This is a genomic window from Isoptericola sp. S6320L, assembly GCF_023015685.1.
GTDB classification, from domain to species: Bacteria; Actinomycetota; Actinomycetes; order Actinomycetales; family Cellulomonadaceae; genus Isoptericola; species Isoptericola halotolerans_A.
Genome location: NZ_JALKAT010000003.1, coordinates 33,129 through 51,416, shown reverse-complemented (window position 1 = coordinate 51,416; position 18,288 = coordinate 33,129). Strand labels below are relative to the sequence as shown.

At 74.0% G+C, this 18,288-nt stretch carries 14 protein-coding genes; 8 read left to right on the top strand and 6 right to left on the bottom strand.

Translation table 11 applies throughout. From position 1 onward, the window contains the following. Nucleotides 1–31 precede the first annotated feature (31 nt). Both MWU57_RS02965 and MWU57_RS02960 read left to right on the top strand, forming a co-directional pair. The gene (locus tag MWU57_RS02965; protein WP_246907183.1) at nucleotides 32–1,039 is read left to right on the top strand and encodes a zinc-dependent alcohol dehydrogenase family protein; all 1,008 of its coding nucleotides are present in this window, start codon (nucleotides 32–34) and stop codon (nucleotides 1,037–1,039) included. A 54-nt stretch (nucleotides 1,040–1,093) separates the two neighbouring features. Beyond that, nucleotides 1,094–1,387 carry a DUF1330 domain-containing protein gene (locus MWU57_RS02960; protein WP_106265838.1) on the top strand — a complete coding sequence of 98 codons (294 nt, stop codon included), beginning with the start codon at nucleotides 1,094–1,096 and terminating at the stop codon, nucleotides 1,385–1,387. 41 nt (nucleotides 1,388–1,428) lie between these two features. Here the strand turns inward: MWU57_RS02960 and MWU57_RS02955 are convergent, their stop codons facing one another. Both MWU57_RS02955 and MWU57_RS02950 read right to left on the bottom strand, forming a co-directional pair. Continuing rightward, nucleotides 1,429–2,376 carry a GlxA family transcriptional regulator gene (locus MWU57_RS02955; RefSeq protein ID WP_246907182.1) on the bottom strand — a complete coding sequence of 316 codons (948 nt, stop codon included), beginning with the start codon at nucleotides 2,374–2,376 and terminating at the stop codon, nucleotides 1,429–1,431. A 78-nt stretch (nucleotides 2,377–2,454) separates the two neighbouring features. Continuing rightward, nucleotides 2,455–3,345 carry an AraC family transcriptional regulator gene (locus tag MWU57_RS02950; RefSeq protein ID WP_246907181.1) on the bottom strand — a complete coding sequence of 297 codons (891 nt, stop codon included), beginning with the start codon at nucleotides 3,343–3,345 and terminating at the stop codon, nucleotides 2,455–2,457. A gap of 55 nt (nucleotides 3,346–3,400) precedes the next feature. On the opposite strand from MWU57_RS02950, the gene MWU57_RS02945 reads away from it, so the two are divergent. Then, nucleotides 3,401–9,193 (top strand): DUF5107 domain-containing protein, encoded by a 5,793-nt coding sequence (locus MWU57_RS02945; RefSeq protein WP_246907180.1) that lies wholly within the window; start codon nucleotides 3,401–3,403, stop codon nucleotides 9,191–9,193. After that, a complete protein-coding gene (locus MWU57_RS02940; RefSeq protein ID WP_246907179.1) occupies nucleotides 9,190–10,542 on the top strand; it encodes a cellulase-like family protein in 1,353 nt (450 codons plus the stop codon). The genes MWU57_RS02945 and MWU57_RS02940 overlap by 4 nt, the downstream gene beginning before the upstream one ends. A 14-nt stretch (nucleotides 10,543–10,556) precedes the next feature. On the opposite strand, the gene MWU57_RS02935 is transcribed toward MWU57_RS02940, so the two are convergent. Continuing rightward, nucleotides 10,557–11,543, bottom strand: coding sequence for a YafY family protein (locus MWU57_RS02935; RefSeq protein ID WP_246907178.1), 987 nt, complete (start codon nucleotides 11,541–11,543; stop codon nucleotides 10,557–10,559). 63 nt (nucleotides 11,544–11,606) lie between these two features. Here MWU57_RS02935 and MWU57_RS02930 point away from each other — a divergent pair, with 63 nt between their 5' ends. Both MWU57_RS02930 and MWU57_RS02925 read left to right on the top strand, forming a co-directional pair. After that, nucleotides 11,607–12,749 (top strand): epoxide hydrolase family protein, encoded by a 1,143-nt coding sequence (locus MWU57_RS02930; RefSeq protein WP_246907176.1) that lies wholly within the window; start codon nucleotides 11,607–11,609, stop codon nucleotides 12,747–12,749. 26 nt (nucleotides 12,750–12,775) lie between these two features. Continuing rightward, nucleotides 12,776–13,522 (top strand): DUF4184 family protein, encoded by a 747-nt coding sequence (locus MWU57_RS02925; protein ID WP_246907174.1) that lies wholly within the window; start codon nucleotides 12,776–12,778, stop codon nucleotides 13,520–13,522. A 47-nt stretch (nucleotides 13,523–13,569) separates the two neighbouring features. On the opposite strand, the gene MWU57_RS02920 is transcribed toward MWU57_RS02925, so the two are convergent. The 3 genes from MWU57_RS02920 to MWU57_RS02910 are packed head-to-tail and all read right to left on the bottom strand — an operon-like array spanning nucleotide 13,570 to nucleotide 15,851. Further along, nucleotides 13,570–13,890 (bottom strand): cupin domain-containing protein, encoded by a 321-nt coding sequence (locus MWU57_RS02920; RefSeq protein ID WP_246907172.1) that lies wholly within the window; start codon nucleotides 13,888–13,890, stop codon nucleotides 13,570–13,572. 9 nt (nucleotides 13,891–13,899) lie between these two features. Continuing rightward, on the bottom strand, nucleotides 13,900–14,553 hold the full coding sequence (locus MWU57_RS02915) for a response regulator transcription factor (RefSeq protein WP_246907171.1): 654 nt from the start codon (nucleotides 14,551–14,553) through the stop codon (nucleotides 13,900–13,902). Beyond that, on the bottom strand, nucleotides 14,550–15,851 hold the full coding sequence (locus MWU57_RS02910) for a sensor histidine kinase (protein WP_246907170.1): 1,302 nt from the start codon (nucleotides 15,849–15,851) through the stop codon (nucleotides 14,550–14,552). The genes MWU57_RS02915 and MWU57_RS02910 overlap by 4 nt, the downstream gene beginning before the upstream one ends. Nucleotides 15,852–16,104: 253 nt before the next feature. On the opposite strand from MWU57_RS02910, the gene MWU57_RS02905 reads away from it, so the two are divergent. After that, nucleotides 16,105–17,280, top strand: a complete 1,176-nt coding sequence (locus tag MWU57_RS02905) for an AI-2E family transporter (protein ID WP_246907169.1) — start codon at nucleotides 16,105–16,107, stop codon at nucleotides 17,278–17,280. Between the two features lie 162 nt (nucleotides 17,281–17,442). After that, nucleotides 17,443–18,288, top strand: coding sequence for a cation-transporting ATPase (locus MWU57_RS02900; protein ID WP_246907168.1), 846 nt, complete (start codon nucleotides 17,443–17,445; stop codon nucleotides 18,286–18,288).

Here is an 18,288-nt window from a genome sequence, read left to right as displayed (position 1 = left end):
CACCAAGAACCACGGCGAGGAGAAATCCGCTATGACCGCTCAGATGAAGGCTGTCGTCCTGACCCGTTTCGGAGGGGTGGATGCTTTCGAGCTGCGCGACACCTCCGTGCCGGACGTCGAACCGCGCCAGGTGCGGGTGCGCGTCCACGCGACCGCCGTCAACCCGCTGGACTTTCAGATCCGGCGTGGGGACTACGCGGAACACGTGCCGCTCCCGGCGATCATCGGGCATGACGTCTCCGGCGTGATCGAGGAGGTCGGTTCCCACGTGACGGAGTTCGCCGTCGGCGACGAGGTCTACTACACGCCCCAGATCTTCGGCGGCCCCGGCTCCTACGCCGAGCAGCACGTCGTCGACGTCGACCTCGTCGGTCGCAAGCCGGCGAACGTCAGTCACCTGGAGGCGGCCAGCCTGACTCTCGTCGGTGGAACGGTGTGGGAGGCGCTGGTGACGCGAGCGCGGCTCACCGTGGGGGAGACGATCCTGATCCATGGCGGCACGGGCGGTGTCGGCACGATCGCGATCCAGGTCGCGAAGGCGATGGGCGCACGCGTGATCACCACCGCGAAGGCCGGCGACCACGAGTTCGTGCGCTCCCTCGGAGCGGACGCGGCCATCGACTACACCTCGACGGACTACGTCGAGGCTGTGGCCGAGATGACGGGAGGCAAGGGGGTCGATGTCGTCTTCGACACGATCGGTGGCGACACGCTCACGCGGAGCCCGCTGACGCTCGCCGACTCTGCACGGGTCGTCAGCATCGTCGACCACGCGCAGCCGCAGAACCTCATCGAGGCGTGGGGCGTCAACGCGGCCTACCATTTCGTCTTCACGCGGCAGAACCGAGGCAAGCTGGACGCGCTCACGACCTTGGTCGAGCGCGGACTCGTCAAGCCGGTCATCGGCGCGACCCTCCCGCTCGCCCGGACGGGTGAGGCTCACGAGCTCCTGGAGAACAGGCAGTCGTATGTGCTCCGGGGCAAGGTCGCCATCGATGTCGTGGGCGACACCGTCGCGCTCCCGCCGCGCATCGCGTAGCGGAGCAGCGACGAGCAGCGCCCCAGAACATCGACAACCACGGAGGACGGAAACATGAGCGCATACATCGTGTTCCAGCGAGAGAGCACCCACGACCAGCAAGCCCTCGACCGCTACGCGCAGCGCGCCGACGGCACGTTCGACGGCCACGACGTGCAGGCCCTGGTCGACTACGGCACGTACGAGGTGCTCGAAGGGCCTCCGATCGAAGGCGTCGTCGTCCTCCGGTTCCCCGACGCGGCGGCGGCGAGGGGCTGGTACCGCGGCGAGCAGTACCAGGAGGTGGTGCAGGACCGCTTCCAGGGCGCGACCTACCGGGCCGTGCTGGTCGACGGCGTGGACGCGTAGCAGTCACGTCCTCCGCGGGCGACGGCGGATCGCCGCGGTGGTCAGCTCCGCCCGGCGAACGTGGCGCGGTACGCCGAGGGGGACACGTCCAGGAGCCGGCGGAAGTGCAGCCGGAGGTTCGCCCCGGTCCCCAGGCCGACCTCTTCGGCGATGCGGTCGATCGGCAGCCGCGTGCTCTCCAGGAGCTCGCGGGCGGCGTCGACCCTCGCCCGGAGGATCCACTGCAGCGGGGTGCTGCCGGTCTCTTCGGTGAAGCGACGCAGGAACGTGCGTCGCGACATGTCCGCGTGGGCGGCGAGGTCGGCGATCGTGACCTGCTGGTCGAGTCGCGTCAGGGCCCACTCGCGTGTCGCTGCGAGGGTCTCGCCCTGGGCCGCCGAGCTGGTCTTCGGCAGGTACTGGGCCTGCCCCCCGGTGCGGTAGGGCGCGGTGACGAGTCCTCGGGCGATCTCGTTCGCCGCGCTCACGCCGAGGTCGCGCCGGACGATGTGCAGGCAGAGGTCGAGACCGGCGGCGGCTCCCGCCGAGGTCAGGATGGGTCCCTCGTCGACGAAGAGCACGTTCGGCTCCACCGTGATCTGCGGGTGCCGCGTGGCGAGCTTCTCCGCAGCGTCCCAGTGGGTCGTCGCCCGCAGGCCGTCGAGCAGGCCCGAGTCCGCGAGCGCGAACGCGCCGTAGCAGATCGATGCGATGCGTGTCCCACGGGCTGCGGCGCTGCGGAGCGCCTCGCGCACCTCCACGGGTATCGGCCGGCCCGGCGGGGCGTACCCCGGGACGATGATCGTGTCCGTGTCGGCCAGTGCGTCCAGGCCGCGCTGCACCGCGAAGCCGAAGCCTCCGGAGGACAGCACCGTGTCGGTGGTGGCGCCGCAGGTGGAGACCTCGTAGGGGAACCCCGTCTCCGGGTGGAACACCTCCGTCGGGATCCCGACGTCCAGCGGGCGCGCCCCCTCGAGTACGAGGACCACGACCCGGTGCGGTCGCTGCATCGCCCGGCTCCGATCTGGCCGACGCGTGTCAGCCGTGTCGACATCGTTGCACAGCAGCGCATGACCGCCCCCGTGGCGTCAGACGTCCCGGCCGCGGTACGCCGACGGCGACATGCCGTGCGTCCGGGTGAACCGGCGGGAGAAGTACAGCGGGTCGTCGTAGCCGCACGCCTGCGCGACGGCCGCGACGGGCAGGTCGGTGGCGTCGAGCAGCTCGCGGGCCCGGGCCAGGCGCAGCCCGGTCTGGTACTGCAGCGGGGACGTGCCCACCTGGGCGCGGAACAGCGCGCCGAGCTGCGAGGTGCTGAGCCCCACCATCGCCGCGAGCGCGCCGACCGACGTCCGCCGCGGGGCCGTGGCCCGCAGGTGCTCGACGGCGCGTTCCACGGGGTCGGGTGCGGGCCCGGGGGAGCGGCGCCCGGTCGCCACGACGTGCGCGAGGGCGTGCCAGGCGGCGCCCGCGGCCCGGACGAGCCCTCCCGCGGTGCCGTCGTCGAGGGCGTCGATCGCCTGGGAGACGAGGCTGGCGACCGTGGCCGGGTCGCGCAGGTGCGACACGGGGCCACCGGCGGCGTCGCCGACGGCGGTGGCGAGCTCGTCGGCGTCCGGGCCGGTGGCGTGCAGCCACCAGAGGGTCCAGGGATCGGCTCGGTCGGCGGCGTACTCGTGCGGCGTGCGGGCGGGCACGAGCACGACGTCTCCGGGCCGGACGTCGAACCGTCCATCCGGCGTGCGGCACCAGCCGGCTCCCGCGGTGCAGACCAGCAGGACGTGCTCGCGGGCACCGTCGGGCCGCGACCGGCCGTGGCGGGCGGCGTGGGGGAAGAATCCCGCGTCCGTCACCACCAGGCGGTTCGTCACCGGTCGTGCCCGGGCGGCGCGCACGGTGGGTCGCGGCACGACGACCATGCGCTGACCGGCGAAGCCCTCCGGCAGGCCACCGAGCGCGTCCACCGTCGATTCGTCCATAGGTCCGAGGGAATCGCCCATCGCACCACGCCGTCAAGCGGCCTAGGTTCGTCCCATGCCCCCTGAGGAGTCGCGGATCGTCCTGCCGCCCGCCCCGGCCAGCCTCTCCGCCCACCCGGTGCGCGGCTGGCGCGAGCCGGTGTCCATCGACACGTACGGCATCGGCGAGCCGGACCGCTACCCGGCGTACCTGGACCAGCGCGTCTATCAGGGCTCCTCGGGGGCGGTGTACCCGATGCCGTTCGTCGACAGGGTGGAGCACACCAAGTCGCCCCGGGAGTGGGACGCGATCCACCTCGAGAACTCCTGCGTGCGGCTGATGGTCCTGCCCGAGCTGGGCGGGCGCATCCACGTGGGCCTCGACCGCACCCGCGGCTACGACTTCTTCTACCGCAACGACGTCATCAAGCCGGCGCTCGTCGGGCTGCTCGGGCCCTGGGTCTCGGGCGGCGTGGAGCTCAACTGGCCGCAGCACCACCGGCCGGCCACGTTCCTGCCGGTCGAGACATGGATCGAGTCCGAGCCCGACGGCGCGGTCACCGTCTGGTGCTCCGACCACGACCCGTTCGCCCGCATGCAAGGCATGCACGGCGTCCGGCTGCGCCCCGACAGCGCGCTCGTCGAGCTGCGAGTGCGCCTCGTCAACCGCACCGACGACGTGCAGACGTTCCTGTGGTGGGCCAACGTCGCCGCAGCCGTGCACGACGACTACCAGGCGTACTTCCCGACCGACGTCACCGTCGTCGCCGACCACGCCAAGCGCGCCGTCACGACCTTCCCTGCGGCGTCGGGCCGCTACTACGGCGTCGACTACCCGGCCCGCCGCACCGCGGAGCACCCCGACGGCGACCGCCTGGACTGGTACCGCAACATTCCCGTGCCGACGTCGTACATGTGCCTCGGCTCGCAGGACGACTTCTTCGGCGGGTACGACCACGCCGCCGGCGCGGGGTTCGTGCACTGGGCGGACCACCGGATCTCGCCCGGCAAGAAGATGTGGACCTGGGGCGACGCGCCGTTCGGCCGGGCGTGGGACCGGCACCTGACCGACACCAACGGCCCGTACATCGAGCTGATGGCGGGCGTCTTCACCGACAACCAGCCCGACTTCGCGTTCCTGCGCCCGGGGGAGACGACGAGCTTCTCGCAGTACTGGTACCCGATCCAGGACGTCGGCCCGGTGCACCAGGCGACGCGGGACGCGGCGGTGCGGCTCGACGTCGGCACGGAGGGCACACAGGGCACGGTGCGCGTCGGCGTCGCCGTGACGTCCCTGCGTCCGGGTGCGCGGGTCGTGCTGCGCGTCGGCGAGGAGGTGCTGCTGGACGAGCGGGCCGACGTCGCGCCCGGCAGCCCGCTGGTGCGCGAGCTGACCGGCCCGCCCGGCGTCGGCGCCACCGGGTACGAGCTCGTCGTCGAGCACGACGGCGCCACGCTCCTGACCTGGCGCCCTCGCGCCGAGGCCGGGCCCGACACCAGGCCCGACACCGGGCCCGACACCGGGCCCGACGCCGACCCCGGGACGGCGATGCCCGAGCCCGCGATGCCCGAGCCCGCGACCGAGCCGCCCGCCCCGGCGGACCTCGACTCTCTCGACGAGCTGTACGTCACCGGGCTCCACCTGGAGCAGCACCGGCACGCGACCCGGTCGCCGGAGCCCTACTGGACCGAGGCGCTGCGGCGGGACCCGGGTGACGCGCGCTGCGCCACGGCGCTCGCGGCCCGGCGGGCGCGCGCGGGCCGCCTGGCCGACGCCGAGCAGCTGCTGCGCACCGCGACGGGGCGCCTGACGTTGCGCAACCCCAACCCGCGCGACGGCGAGGCGCACTACCGGCTGGGCGTCGTCCTCGCTCGCCAGGGCCGGACGGCCGAGGCCCGCGAGGCGCTCGGGACGGCGTCGTGGGACCAGGCCTGGCGGGACGCGGCAGCCGTGGCGACGGCACGCCTCGACCTCGCGGAAGGCCGAGACGCCGACGCCGCGGAGCAGCTCGAGGCGCTGCTGCGCCGCAGCCCGGAGCACGTCCAGGGGCGCAACCTCGCGGCCATCGCCGCAGACCGCACCGGCGACACCGGGCGCGCCCGCGACCTGGTGCGCGGCACGCTCGCCGTCGACCCGCTCGACGCCTGGGCGCGCGACCTCGCGGCGCGGCTCGGCGCCCCGACCACGGCGGGCCCGACGACGGACCCGACCGTCGCGCTCGACGTCGCGCTCGAGCAGGCGTCGGCCGGTCAGACGGCTGCTGCGGTCGAGCTGCTCGAGGACGTCGCGACGCGCCCGTCCCCGCGCGGCCAGCGGGACGTCCGGGCGCTCGCCCTGCTGCACCTCGCGGACCTGGAGCTGGCCCGCGGCGACCACGGTGCCGCGGCCGACGCGCTCGAGCGGGCCCGCCGAGCGCCGCGGGACTGGGCGTTCCCGGCTGCGACCGACGACGACGCGCTGGCCCGCCTGCGTCGCGCCTGGCCGCAGGACCCGCTCGTCGCCGGCCTGGCGGGGCACCGGCTCTACGCGGCGGGGCGCCGGGACGAGGCGATCGCGGCGTGGGAGGTCGCGGCGTCGGGCGACGGGACCGACCCCGTGGTGCTGCGGAACCTCGGCGTCGCGGCCCACAACGTGCAGGGCGACGCGGAGGCGGCGGCCGCCTGGTACGCGCAGGCACGGGTGATGGCGCCCGACGACGCACGCCTGCTCTACGAGGCCGACCAGCTCGAGGCCCGCCGCGGCACCGCCCCGGAGCGCCGCCTGGCGGTGCTGCTCGACCGGCCCGACCTCGTCGGTGCGCGCGACGACCTGTCCGTCCAGGTCGCCGAGCTGCTGACCGCCGTCGGCCGGGCCGACGACGCGCTCGAGATCCTGACGGGCCGCCCCTTCCAGCCGTGGGAGGGCGGCGAGGGGCGCGTGCTCGCGGCCTGGGACGACGCACACCTCGCCCTCGCCAGACGAGCCCTGGACGACGGCGACGCCGCGGCCGCGCTCGCCCATGCCACCGCTGCGCTGGACCCGCCGGCGTCGCTCGGGGAGGCCCGCCACCCGCTCGCCAACACCGCCGACCTGCACCTGCTGCTCGGCGACGCGCTCGCCGCCGCCGGCCGGTCCGACGAGGCGCGCGAGGTCTGGCGGACGGCCGCCGACCAGCAGGGCGACTTCGAGGGAATGGCGGTGCAGGACTTCTCGGAGCGCACGGCGGCCTCCGTCCTCGCCCTGCGTCGGCTGGGCCGCGACGACGAGGCGCGGCTGCTGCGCGACGGGCTCGCCCGGTACGTGGAGCAGGAGGCCGGGCGTCGCGCGACCGTCGACTACTTCGCGACCTCGCTGCCGACGATGCTCCTGTTCACCCACGACGTCCAGGAGGAGCACGACGAGCGCGTCCGCGCGCTGAGGAACCAGCTCGCGGCCCTCGACGGGTCCGCCACGCACCGCGTGCGCGTCGCCCGGCCGGCCCCGCCGCGCTGCGACCATCTCGCGCTGGGCTCGCCGCCCGGCACGCCGGACGCCGTGGCGGTGACCGGCCGGTACCTCGAGCGGGCGGGCCGGCCCTGGTTCCCGGTGACCGGGGAGGTGCACTACTCCCGCATCCCGCGCGAGCGCTGGTCGGAGGTGCTGGGGCACGCACGGGCCGGCGGGCTGGACTCGGTGGCGACGTACGTCTTCTGGCAGGCGCACGAGCCGAGGCCCGGTGACTTCCGCTGGGACGGCAACCTCGACCTGCGGGCGTTCGTCGAGCTCGCGGCGCGGCACGGCCTCGCCGTGATCGTGCGGATGGGGCCGTGGGCGCACGGCGAGGCACGCTACGGCGGGTTCCCGGACTGGCTCGTCGAGCGCTCGGTGGCGACCCGCACGAACGACCCGGCCTACCTCGACCTGGTCCGGGCGTTCTACGCGCAGACGATCGCTCAGCTCGACGGGCTCCTGCACGCCCAGGGCGGGCCGGTGATCGGCGCCCAGATGGACAACGAGCTCTACGACCAGCCGGAGCACCTGGCCATGCTGCGCACGATCGCCGAGGAGCTCGGCCTGCAGGTGCCGCTCTGGACGGCCACCGGCTGGGGCGGGGCGCAGGTGCCGGACACGCTGCTGCCGGTGTACAGCGCGTACGCGGACGGGTTCTGGGAGGACGCCGACACCGAGTGGCCGGCGTTCGCGCCCGTGCACTTCCGCTACAGCACCGTGCGCGACGACCTGTCGGTGGGTGCGGACCTGCGCGAGGCCCTGGACGGGCTCGCGGTCCACGTCGCGTCCGAGCCCCAGGACCCCGACGACGACCCCCTCCCGTACGCCACGTGCGAGCTCGGCGGCGGGATGCACGTGGCCTACCACCGGCGTCCGCTCGTCACGCCCGACGACGTGGCGGCGCTCGCGCTGGCGAAGATCGGCAGCGGCTCGGTCTGGCAGGGGTACTACATGTACGCGGGCGGCACCCAGCGCGTCGGGCCCCGGGGGACCGAGCAGGAGTCGCAGGCCACGGGGTACCCGAACGACGTCCCCACGCGCACCTACGACTTCGGTGCGCCCGTCGGCGAGCACGGCCAGGTGCGCCGCCACCACCACCTGCTCCGGCGCCAGCACCTGTGGCTCCGGGCCGACGGCGACGCGCTCGCGGCCATGACGACGACGGTGGGCGGGGGCGACGACGACCCGTCCGCGCTGCGCTGGTCGGTGCGCTCGGACGGGCGCCGCGGGTACGTCTTCCTCACCACCTACCAGCCCGCACGCCGACCGCTGGCAGCGCAGCCCAGCACGCAGGTGCAGGTGGAGCTGGAGGACACGACCATCACCGTGCCGACACGGCCGGTCGACCTGCCCGCCGGCGTCTCGGTCGCGTGGCCGCTGCGCTGCCCGCTCGCCGAGGGGCTGGTGCTGCGCAGCGCGACGGCGCAGCTGCTCACCCGCCTGGCGGACGACGCCGGCACCCACCCTGCCGACGGCCGGTCCGGGGAGCTCGTCGTGCTGGTGGCGACCGACGGCGTACCGGTGGAGCTCGTGCTCGACGGCGACGTCGAGGCGACGGGCCCGGTGGCCGCCCGACGCGAGGGCGGGGCGACCGTCCTCGACCTGACCGACGACCCCGGGCCGGAGACCGTGGTCCGGCTGCGCGGCGCGTCCGGTGCGTCCGGTGCGTCCGTCGCGCGGGTGCTGGTGCTCGACGAGGCGACGGCGAACCGGCTGTACCGCTTGGACGTCGGCGGCCGCGAGCGCCTGGTCCTCTGCGGCGCCCCGGTCCACGCCCTCGACGGGAACCTGGTGGTGCACACGGACGAACCGACCACGACGGTGTCGGTGCTCCCCGCGCCGGCGTCGCTCGCGGCGTCGCTCCCTCCGTCGGCGTCGGACGGCGCCACCGTCACCCCGTCGGGCGACCAGGGGCCGCTCTGGTCGACCTGGACGCTGGCCGTCCCCGGCGCGGGGAGCCGCCGGGTCGCGGCGGACCTGCGGCCGGACGCGCCGGCCCCGCCGGTGCCCCAGCGTGGCGGTCCGATGGACCGGCTCAGCGCACCGGCCGACTTCACCGGTGCGGCCCGCCTGCACCTGGACGTGCCCGCCGACGCGCTCGCCGGCGTCGACCGCGTGCTGCTGCGGGTCTCCTGGACCGGCGACGTCGGCCGCGCGCTGGTAGGCGACGAGGTGGTGAGCGACCACTTCTGGCACGGTCGCGCGTGGGACGTCGACCTCACGCCGTGGCGCGACGACGTCGCCCGCGACGGCGTGGCGCTCGAGCTGCTGCCGTGGCGCGCCGAGACCGGCGTCTGGGTCGACCCGACCGTGCGGGACGTGCCCGACGGGATCACGGTCGAGGCGGTGGACGTCGTGCGCGTGGCGCGCACGGTGCTGACCCTGAAGGAGGACGCATGACCGGCACGAGGGCCCGCATGGTGACGGGGACAGGGACGACGGCGGACGCGGGGAGCGAGGCGGTGCCCTCGAGCCTGCTCGAGCACCTGCCGCGCCGGCTGGCGATCACGCTCTGGGACTTCTCCTGGTACGTGCGCACCGGGCCGGGGGAGCCGTTCGAGGATCTCGACGCGGCGTTCGCCCGCGCCGCCGAGCTCGGCTACAACGCGGTGCGGGTCTGCGTGATGCCGTTCCTGTTGTTCCGTTCGGGCCTCGACACGACGGCGCTCCGGTTGGGGCCCATCGGGGGCGGCTACGCGTCCCGCGTGCGCTGGTACGACGTGCGCGAGCCGACGACGATCGACGCCCGCGCCCACCTGCTGGAGCTGTTCCGCGGCGCCGACCGGCACGACATGACCGTGATCGCGTCGTCGTGGGAGTACCAGCAGAGCCCGGCCTTCGCCGTCGACCGGGGCTGGTACGACGCGCTGCACGCCGTCGACCCCGAGGAACGGCTGACCGTGCTCGGCGAGGCGATGGCCGACCTCGTCGACCTGCTGAAGGACGAGGGGCTCGACCACGTGCTCGCCTGCGTCGAGCCGCACAACGAGGTCCAGGCCGGGCACCTCACCGCCGGGCTGCCCCGCACGCAGGACCCGGTGGTCGAGTTGCGCGACCGCCTCGAGCGGGCCATCGCCGCCTTCTCCGCACGCCATCCCGACGTGCTGTGCGGCCCGAACTACGCCGCCGTCCCCGTCACCGCGATGCGCGGGCTGCCGCGCAACGCCCAGATGCTCGGCGTCCACCCCTACGTGTACGGCGTCCTGGACGACCTGGTGAGCGAGTTCGCGCTGCGCGGCGATCCCGCCGACTTCCCGCAGGCGCGGGCCGACGCCGAGCTCCTGCGCCCCGGCGCCCCGCGGCTCGCGGAGTGGGCCCCGCCGTCCGACGAGGAGTGGAAGCGGCACGCGTCGATCGTCGGCCACGCCGAGATCTACGTGCACGACTGGTGCGACCCGCAGGCCGTGGACCGGTGGCTGTACGACCGGTACGGCGCGCACCGCGTCGCCATGGCCGAGCGGTTGCGCGAGTGGATCGGCGTGGCGGCGGACCACGCCGCCCGGCTCGGGATCCCGCTCGTCCTCGGGGAGGGCTGGGTCGGGTACACCCCGCGCGACACCCGGTTCGAGGAGGGGCCTGTGGGCGCGCAGATCTGCCGCGACGCCGTCCGGCACGCCACCGACGTCGGCGCCTGGGGATCCGTCGTCTGCTCCAACGCCGCGCCGCACCACGCCATGTGGCAGGACGGCGACCTCCAGCTCGAGTGCACCGCGATCCTGCGCCGTCCTCCGGAAGGTGCCGACGGGTGAGACCGCCGGTCCTGTCACGACGGGTGAGACCCGCCTGACTCCCGGCGGGCGGCCGTCCCCGCCGCGCGGCGGAACCTCGCCGCGAGGCGGTCGAACGCCTCAGCCAGCTCGTCGCCCTCGATCACCTCGACGTCGACGCCGAGCCGGGTGAGCCACAGGGCCAGCCCGTCCGGGTCGTCGGACCCCAGCTCGACGCGGCAGGTGGACTCGTCGACCGCCTCGATGTCGACGGGAACCTGGATCTTCGCCGCGACGTCGGCCGCGGGAGCGTGCACGAGCACGCGTGCCCGGTACGTCCAGGCGCCCCGGACGATGCGTCGGACGACGTACTCGACGACCGTGTCCTCCGAGATCACGCGCGGCCGGAACCGCGCTCCCGTCGGCGGGTGGGGAGTCATGCGGTCGACGCGGAAGACCCGCCAGTCGTCCCGGTCCAGGTCCCACGCGAGCAGGTACCAGAGCGCTCCCCAGCTCACCAGCCGTTGCGGTTCGGTGCGGCGCGCCGCTTCGCTGCCGCCGGGCTTCGTGTACCCGAACCGGAGCCGTTCGTGGCCGCGGATCGCGGCGGCGACCGCTCCCAGGACCGCGAGATCGAGCGACGGTTCGATGCCGGGGACGACGCTCGTCGCCTCACGGACCGCCTCGACGCGTCGGCGCAGGCGCGAGGGCAGCACCTGCTCCAGCTTGGCGAGCGCGGTCAGCGAGGTCTCCTCGACGCCGAGCCCCCGGGTGGCGACGGCTCCCAGCCCGACGGCGACGGCGACGGCCTCGTCGTCGTCGAGCAGCAGCGGGGGCATCGCCGTCCCGGCGGCCAGCCGGTACCCGCCCGCGACGCCGGGGCGGGCGTCGACGGGGTAGCCGAGCGACCGTAGCTTGCCGACGTCGGAGCGTACCGTCCTCGTGCTCACGCCGAGCCGGTCCCCGAGCTCGGCGCTGGTCCAGTCGCGCTTGACCTGGAGCAGCGACAGCAGCTCGAGCAGGCGGGCCGAGGTCTCCAACACGTTCTCGATCTTTCCAGCCATTGCGGAAGAAAGCCTGCCGCGATAGCGAGGAACGTGGTGGTCATGACAGAGAACACGGCGCTCACGCCCTTCCGTATCGACATCCCGCAGGCCGACGTCGACGACCTGCGTCACCGGCTCGCGCAGACCCGCTGGCCGCACCCCGTCCCCGGCCGTGACGACCCCACCGACTTCAGCCGAGGCATCCCGCAGGCGTACCTGCAGGAGCTCGCCGCGTACTGGCGCGACGGGTTCGACTGGCGCGCCCAGGAGGCGGCGCTCAACGAGCTCGACCAGCTCACCACCGTCGTCGACGGCCAGAAGTTCCACGTGGTGCACGTGCGCTCGACGAACCCGGACGCCACCCCGCTCCTGCTCCACCACGGCTGGCCGGGCTCGTTCGTCGAGTACCAGCGCCTGATCCCGTTGCTGGCCGACGACTTCCACGTCGTCGTCCCGGCGTTGCCCGGCTTCGGCTTCTCCACCCCGCTGTCGGGGACCGGATGGGAGCTGGCTCGGACGACGGAGGCCTACGCCGAGATCATGACGCGACTCGGGTACGAGCGTTTCGCGACCCACGGCACGGACATCGGGTCCGGCATCGCCGGCCGCCTCGCGGCGCTCCATCCGGAGCGCGTCATCGGCACGCACACGGGGATCGAGCGCCGGCTGCTCGGCATGGTCGGTGACAAGCTGCCCCTCCCCGACGGGCTGTCCGACGACGAGCTCGCCGAGCTCGAGGCGATGCGTGCCGTGGACGCGGCCGAACGGGGGTACTTCGAGATGCAGAACCACCGACCCGACACGATCGGACCCGCGCTCACCGACTCCCCGGTCGGCCAGCTCGCGTGGATCGCCGAGAAGTTCCAGGGCTGGACCCACGGCGCCGCCGGGACGCCCGACGAGTCCGTGGACCGCGACCAGCTCCTGACGAACATCAGCCTCTACTGGTTCACCCGCAGCGGGGCGTCGAGCGCACAGTTCTACTACGAGTCCGAGCACTCGGGGCTCGGGTGGGCCATGGCCGCCGACGTCCCCGCCGGCTGGGCCGCGTTCGACACCCACCCGCTCCTGCGCCGCGTGATGGACCCGTGGAACGCGGCCAGCCACTGGAGCGACTTCACCGAGGGCGGCCACTTCCCCGCGATGGAGGAGCCGAAGCTGCTCGCGGACGACCTCCGCACCTTCGTGCGCAGCATCGCCTGACCGGACGGATCGGCTACGTTGCGGCCATGCCGTTCACGCCCGCGCATGCGGCCGCCGTCCTGCCGCTCGGGCGCTCCCCGCTGCCGATGAGTGCGTTGGTCGCGGGATCCCTCGCGCCCGACCTCCCGATGTTCCTGCCCGGGCGCGCGGGCTACGAGCTCACCCACAGCGGGTGGGGAATCGTGACGGTGGACGTCCTCGCGGCGCTGGCGGTCGTGTGGATCTGGTTCGGGCTGGTCCGGGAGCCGTACGCCGACGTCGTGCCGTGGGTTCGTCATCGGGTCGCGCCGACGGCGTCCTTGACGCGCGACCAGCTGGTGCTCGCCCCGCTCGCGGCGGCGGTCGGTGCGCTCACCCACGTGGTGTGGGACGCGGCGACCCATCCGGGCCGGTGGATCGCCGTGCGCGTCGAGTGGCTCCAGACCGTGCACGGGGGCCTGCTCGGCGTGCAGTGGGCGCAGTACGTGTCCGGCGTTCTCGGGATCGCGGTCGTCGCCGGCTACACCGTCTGGTGGCTGGGCCGGCAGCCGGTGAGCCGTCGCGATCCTCGGGTGCGCCGCCCGCTGGTGTGGTGCCTCACGGCGCCCGCCGTGGCCCTCGTCGCCGGTATCGGTGCGTTCGCCACCGCGGGGAGCTTCCACGGGGGAGCTGTCGCCGCTGCCGTGGCAGGGATCCAGAGCCTGGTCCTCACGGTGATCGCGGTGTCGATCGCATGGCACGTCCGGGCGTCACGAGCGCCGGCACTCGCGGCGCACACGCTCCCCGGTCGGTGAGCAGGCCCACGAGCACCTGGCGCACCGAACGGCCGGAGCTCTGGCGGTCACGCCCGCCGGCGCTGCACGATCACGGCGGTGAGCGGCGTCGTCGCCCAGGTGGTGTGCTGCTCCCCGGCGTCCCAGGTCACCAGGTCGCCCGGCCCGACGTCGGTGGGGACGTCGTCGTCTCCGGCCACCTGCCCGGTGCCCGCCACGACGTAGAACGACTGGTCACGTCCGGCGGGGTGCCGCGGCAGCGAGGACCCCGCGTCGAGCACGGCGACGTCGACGCGGACCTCCTCGGGGTCGGTGCCCGGCGCGAGCAGGCCCGTCGTCACGCCGGGAGCGCCGTCGAGCCGGGCCAGGCCCAGGTGCCGGATGTGCATGGCACGAACCTACGGGTTCCGGAGGACGAGCCCGGACTCGTACGCGACGATGACGAGCTGGACGCGGTCACGGCAGGCGAGCTTGCGCAGCACCTCGGAGACGTGGGACTTCACGGTCTGCTCGCCGATGAACAGGGCCTCCCCGATCTCCGCGTTGGACAGTCCGCGGGCGACGGCGCGGAGCACCTCGGTCTCGCGTGGCGTGAGCGCGTCGAGCGCCGGCACGGCGGTCGCCGTGGGTCGCCGTGCGGCGAAGTCGTCCACCAGGCGGCGTGTGACCCGTGGACCGAGCAGCATGGAGCCGTCGGCGACGAGCCGGACCCCCTCGATGAGTCGTTCGCCGGTGACGTCCTTGAGCAGGAACCCGCTCGCTCCCGCCCGGAGCGCGTCGTAGACGTACTCGTCGAGATCGAAGGTGGTCAGCACGAGCACTCTCGTGGCCGGGTGCTCGGCGGCGATCCGAGCAGTGGCAGCGATGCCGTCGAGCACGGGCATGCGGATGTCGACGACCGCGACGTCGGGCTGCGCGCGAGCGACGACGTCGAGCAGCTCGCCGCCGTCGGAGGCGGTGCCCACGATGTCCAGGTCGGCTGCGGAACCCAGGATCGACGCGAACCCGTGCAGGACGACGGCCTGGTCGTCAGCGACCACGACGCGCGTCACACCGCACCCGCAACGTCTCGGACGGCCGGCCCACGGCGTTCGCCCGAGGAGGTCGGCAAGGTGATCACCAGGACGAAGGACGAGTCCTCCACGGTCGCCGTCATCGCGCCGCCGAGCGCCTCGACCCGCTCGCGCATGCCCGTCAACCCGCGTCCTGCCGACTGGCCGACCTGCCCCTGGACGGGGTTGGTGACCCGGAGCCCCGCCACATCGGCGACGTGCGAGACAGCGATCTGCGTCGGCGATCCGGGGGCATGTCGTCGTGCGTTCGTCAGCGCCTCCTGCGCTGCTCGGTAGAGGACGTAGCCCTGGGCGTCGGGCACGTCCTCGCAGTCCCCCGACAGCGTGACGTCCTGCCCGGCGTCGCGCGCCTGGTCGACGAGTTCGACGATGTCGCAGGCCGCGGGTTGCGGTGCCCTCTCCGCGCCCTCGGTGCGTTGCAGGACGGTGAGCACCTGCCGCAGCTCGCCGAGCGCCGAGCGTGCGTCGTCGGCGATCTCCCCGAGGACACGCCGTGCGTCCTCGCCCAGGTCGGGGTACGTGTACGGGGCCGACTCGGCCCGGACCGCCACCAGGGAGACGTGGTGCGCGACGACGTCGTGCAGGTCGCGTGCCAGGCGCGCCCGCTCGACGGCGACCGACTCCACCTCGAGGGCGCGCCGCTCGGTGGCGGCGGCTCGGGCGTCGCGTCGTGCCGAGGCCGAGACGAGGCGGACGACGGCGGCACCCCCGACGACGAGGGCGAACGCCACCGTGTAGATGACGCCCGCCGAGACCGCCCGGCCGCCGTCGACGTCACCGGCGTTCACCGGGCCGATGGGCAGGGCGGCGGGAACACCGCTGAGCGCGTACAGCCAGGCTGCGGCCAGCGTCGCCACCCCGGGGACGGCGGCGCGCCGCCACGAGTCCTGCAGCACGAGGCAGGTGATCATCAGCAGGGCGAGCCACCAACCCCACACGAAGGTCCCGATCAGCGGGACCGTGACGAAAGGCCAGGCCGCGAGCAGGGTCGCGGTCGACGGGTGCTGCCGCGCGACCAGGACGGCGAGCACGCAGCTCAACCCTGCCGTCCACGCGATGAGGGGGAGAAGCAGCCCCGTCTCCCACCAACCTGTCGCGAGGAGCAACGGGTAGCTGGGCACGACCTCGACGCCGTCCACCTGGTGGTCCGCGTAGCTGTCGAGAGGCAGACGTAGGGGCGACGTCAGCAGGAGGATCGTGAGCAGCACGGCCAGCGCGGCGGGCGCGACCCACTGGCGGTCGGACCACGGTGGCGGAGCGGCGTCACGGCGTGTCATGCGGTGATCATCCCGGTCCGTCGCCATGGGCGACCACCCCCGTGAGAGGGAGTCGACGTGGACCCGCGGGCGGCGATGCGGCGCCTGACCTGGCCTGGTGGCTCGCGCCGCAGGGCGACAGGTCTCCCTGGACGGTCCGCTCGCTCTCGACCCTGGGTCCAGGCTCCGTCGACGTGTCGCCGCTCGGACCGGACCCGTCCGCACTAGCGTCGGCACGTCCGGCGCCCGCCGGACCGACGAGGAAGGACAGGCGATGGGTCTCTTCAGCCGCCGTGCACCGCGCTCCGGCCGCCGGCCGGCACCGGCGCAGGAGCTCGCGGGTCGCGCACCCGCCCAGCACGAGGTGCGAGGGGCGTCCAGGCTCTGGTCGGACGGGTTCGGCCGCGTGGGGACGCGGTCGCTGCAGGTCCTCGCGGTGATCGCGGTGATCGCGGTCCTCGGGTTCGTGGGAACCCGCCTGACGCTCGTCGTCATCCCCGTCCTCATCGCGCTCGTGCTGGCGGCGGCCATCTCCCCGCTGGTGTCGCTCCTGCGCCGTCGCGGCGTGCCGTCGTTGCTGGCCACGTGGATCGCGCTCCTGACGCTGGTCGCCCTGCTGGCGGGCGTCGTGTGGCTCGTGGTGCGGGCCGTCGTCGACCAGTGGGACGAGCTGCAGAGCCAGGCACTCGACGGGTTCGACTCTCTGCAGACCTATATCCAGGACCTGCCGTTCGACATCTCCGAGGAGCAGATCGCCTCGGTGCGCGACTCCGCCACGGGCCTGCTGCAGTCCAGCGCGGTGGGGTCCGGAGCGCTCGCCGGCGTCTCGCAGACCGCCGACTTCGTCACCGGCTTCTTCATCATGATCGTCGTGCTGTTCTTCTTCCTCAAGGACGGGCCGGCGATGTGGGAGTTCCTGCTGCGGCCGTTCGAGGGGCGCGCCTACGAGCGCGGCCTGCGCGTCGGCGACGCCACCGTCGGCACGCTCGGCGGGTACGTGCGGGGGACGGCGATCATCGCGGTCGTCGACGCCGTGGGCATCGGGATCGGCCTCGCGATCATGGGCGTGCCCCTCGTGGTCCCGCTGTCGGTGCTGGTCTTTCTGCTGGCCTTCATCCCGCTGGTCGGCGCCACCCTGGCCGGCATCCTCGCGGCCCTGGTCGCGCTGGTCGCCGTCGGACCGGTCGAGGCGCTCGTCGTCGTCGGGATCGTCGTCGCCGTCAACCAGCTGGAGGGCACGTTCCTCCAGCCGGTGGTGATGGGCCGCACCCTGCGCCTGCACCCGCTGGTCATCCTGTTCGCGCTGACGGCCGGCACGGTGCTCGTCGGCATCACCGGCGCGGTGCTCGCCGTGCCCATCGCCGCCTCCATCTGGCGTGCGACCCAGGTGTGGGACGGGCCGGACCTGCCGGCACGGTTCGCCCGGCAGAAGCGCGCCGAGACCGTCTGACCGGCCGCCGGCCCGGCGGCTCGGGTGGTCCGTAGTTATATAACGTGGGGACGCAGTGGCCGGGGGTTATATAACGTTCCATTCTGAGAGCACCGGGCGACTCTCATCTTCCCCTCAGAAACACCTGTCAGACTGCCTCGTCAGTCCGACAAGAGGAGCACCATGTCCAAGCTCTCGAAGGCGTTCTCCCTGGCCAAGAAGGCGTACGACGCGCACCAGTCGTCGTCGCGAAGCTCTGGTTCCGGCGGTCGGTCCGGGCAGCCGGACTGGCGCTCCATGCTCGAGAGCGCCGTCGGCGGCTCCCGCCCGCAGCCCGGAGGCGCATACCCGCCGGCCGGCGGCGCCCGCCCGGCGCCCGCCCCGCCGTCGTCCGCAGGCCGTGCGCCGGCGTCCGCCGGGCGTCCTCGCCCCGGCGTCCCCGACGCCGACCGGCAGGCGATCGCCCGCTACGACTACCTGATGCGCACGGCCGAGCCGCACGAGGTCGAGCAGGTCCACGCCGAGGCGTTCGAGCGCCTCACCCCGCAGCAGCGCGAGGCGGTGCTGCGCCGCATACAGGCTGACCTCCCGGCCAACGAGCACCCCCGCTCGGCGAGCGTGGCCGACCTGTCGCGCGCCGCGGGGCGGTCCGAGGCGCGCCGGCCGGGCTCCATGCGCTCGATCCTCGCCAAGGTCGGGACGGGCGGGGCGGTGGCGGGTGCCGCCGTCGGCGCCGTGGGTCTGCTGGGCGTGGTCGCGGCCGGCGCCGCGGTGAGCAGCGTCGCCGGGCCCCTGCTGGCCGAGGCGGGCAACCTCGGCGTCGACTTCGACGCACTCGCCTCAGGGATCGATCTCGGTGCGCTCGATGTCGGCGCGTTCGACGCCGGTGCGCTCGACGTCGAGGGCGCCGTCTCGCAGGTGGGCGACGCCGGCACGGAGGCGGTCTCCGGGTTCGGCGACCAGGTCTCGGAGGCCGGGCAGTCGCTGTCCGACCTCGCGGGCGGGTTCGACGTGCGCGACCTGTTCTGA

What these genes read in the sequence shown, in the direction of transcription:
- MWU57_RS02940 (WP_246907179.1), top strand. Translation starts at nt 9,190, where the DNA reads ATGACCGGCACGAGGGCCCGCATGGTGACGGGGACAGGGACGACGGCG.
- MWU57_RS02925 (WP_246907174.1), top strand. Translation starts at nt 12,776, where the DNA reads ATGCCGTTCACGCCCGCGCATGCGGCCGCCGTCCTGCCGCTCGGGCGC.
- MWU57_RS02930 (WP_246907176.1), top strand. Translation starts at nt 11,607, where the DNA reads ATGACAGAGAACACGGCGCTCACGCCCTTCCGTATCGACATCCCGCAG.
- MWU57_RS02960 (WP_106265838.1), top strand. Translation starts at nt 1,094, where the DNA reads ATGAGCGCATACATCGTGTTCCAGCGAGAGAGCACCCACGACCAGCAA.
- MWU57_RS02955 (WP_246907182.1), bottom strand. Translation starts at nt 2,376, where the DNA reads ATGCAGCGACCGCACCGGGTCGTGGTCCTCGTACTCGAGGGGGCGCGC.
- MWU57_RS02900 (WP_246907168.1), top strand. Translation starts at nt 17,443, where the DNA reads ATGTCCAAGCTCTCGAAGGCGTTCTCCCTGGCCAAGAAGGCGTACGAC.
- MWU57_RS02905 (WP_246907169.1), top strand. Translation starts at nt 16,105, where the DNA reads ATGGGTCTCTTCAGCCGCCGTGCACCGCGCTCCGGCCGCCGGCCGGCA.
- MWU57_RS02920 (WP_246907172.1), bottom strand. Translation starts at nt 13,890, where the DNA reads ATGCACATCCGGCACCTGGGCCTGGCCCGGCTCGACGGCGCTCCCGGC.
- MWU57_RS02945 (WP_246907180.1), top strand. Translation starts at nt 3,401, where the DNA reads ATGCCCCCTGAGGAGTCGCGGATCGTCCTGCCGCCCGCCCCGGCCAGC.
- MWU57_RS02950 (WP_246907181.1), bottom strand. Translation starts at nt 3,345, where the DNA reads ATGGACGAATCGACGGTGGACGCGCTCGGTGGCCTGCCGGAGGGCTTC.
- MWU57_RS02965 (WP_246907183.1), top strand. Translation starts at nt 32, where the DNA reads ATGACCGCTCAGATGAAGGCTGTCGTCCTGACCCGTTTCGGAGGGGTG.
- MWU57_RS02910 (WP_246907170.1), bottom strand. Translation starts at nt 15,851, where the DNA reads ATGACACGCCGTGACGCCGCTCCGCCACCGTGGTCCGACCGCCAGTGG.